The organism is Moorena sp. SIO2C4 (genome assembly GCF_010672485.1).
Classification (GTDB): Bacteria; Cyanobacteriota; Cyanobacteriia; order Cyanobacteriales; family Coleofasciculaceae; genus Moorena; species Moorena producens.
Map to the genome: position 1 here is coordinate 1 of NZ_JAAHGN010001515.1, position 1,225 is coordinate 1,225.

Sequence of the window (1,225 nt, forward strand, 5' to 3'; positions counted from 1 at the left end):
CTGAGCGACTGCCGTGGTTTCCCCCATGAGCGACTGCATCAAGACAAGGTGACATGCTCCCACACTCTCCACACTAGGTTGTGGCAAAGTGCTCCCGCAGCAAATCGTGAATGAATCGATAGCGTCCACCGACTTGCTTGATCAAGCGGCGTTCTGTGGCATAGCTCAGGAAATGGGCGTAATCCCAGGGGATTGAACCACTGCGCCAGAGAATGAGGCGGAGGACGAAATGCTGAATGACAGGTCTGCCAGCATATGAAAAGCCAATTAACATTGCCATCCCAGAAGCACCAATTAACATGCTGAGTAGTTTAACATTCTCTCCTGATACTAGATCAGGTAATACAAACAACAAGAAAGTTCCAGGGAAACTAATTATACTAAGAATAACGGTATTTTTAGCGGATTCTTTAATCCTCTGATTGGGTTTATTTCTGGTTTTTACTTCTTCTCCACTCAGACCTCTAATCAGCCCATAAAGCAGCCCTATAATTAGCCCTCTAATCAGCCCAACACTCAACCCAACACTCAGCCCATAAATTAGCCCAACACTCAGCCCATAAATCAGCCCATAAATCAGCTCTTCAATTATTTTTTTTCTGTCTTTCCATGAAAGTGTAATAGTTTTAGAAAGATCTACTTTATTAAAAAATCGCCCATAAATTACCCCATAAAATAGCCCAAGACTCAGATCAAAAATCATTGAAAAAATCAGCCCATAAACCAGCCCAAGACTCAGCTGATACAAACCCTTTTTTCGGGATTTATTCAACATATCAGGCTGCATTTTTTCAATCCAAAACTCCGTTTGTTTTTCCTCCTTCAATCCTTTAGCAAGCCAGCCTAACCAGCGCCTTGTTTCCTCTTCTGAATAACCTCGACGGTTATGGGATTCCTTTAGTTTACGGTCAATGTAATCCTGAAATAACTTTTGACGGCATTGGTTCTGATAGTCTTCCTTTGCTTTAGGATCCTTAAGCTCTCTCTCTACTGGCTTCAACCCATCGGGATAAGCAACGGGAATCAAGTGCAATAGCAAGGTGAACAGCTATACAACAGCTATTCAATATATATAAATGCATTATTAATCAGTTATAACGTAATTTGATGCTATTGAATAACGTATCTATCATAAAGTAGTACACCATTGCTCATTCACCATCAGCCCGACCACCTTCACAAAACCGTTAATTATTCAGAAGGAACCCCTAGAGAAAGAAATCCA

1 protein-coding gene is annotated in these 1,225 nt (G+C 41.4%); it reads right to left on the bottom strand.

What is annotated here, in order from left to right; genetic code table 11:
* Nucleotides 1-73: 73 nt before the first annotated feature.
* Nucleotides 74-1,039 carry a hypothetical protein gene (locus F6K20_RS39110; protein ID WP_287298541.1) on the bottom strand — a complete coding sequence of 322 codons (966 nt, stop codon included), beginning with the start codon at nt 1,037-1,039 and terminating at the stop codon, nt 74-76.
* Between the last annotated feature and the right edge of the window lie 186 nt (nt 1,040-1,225).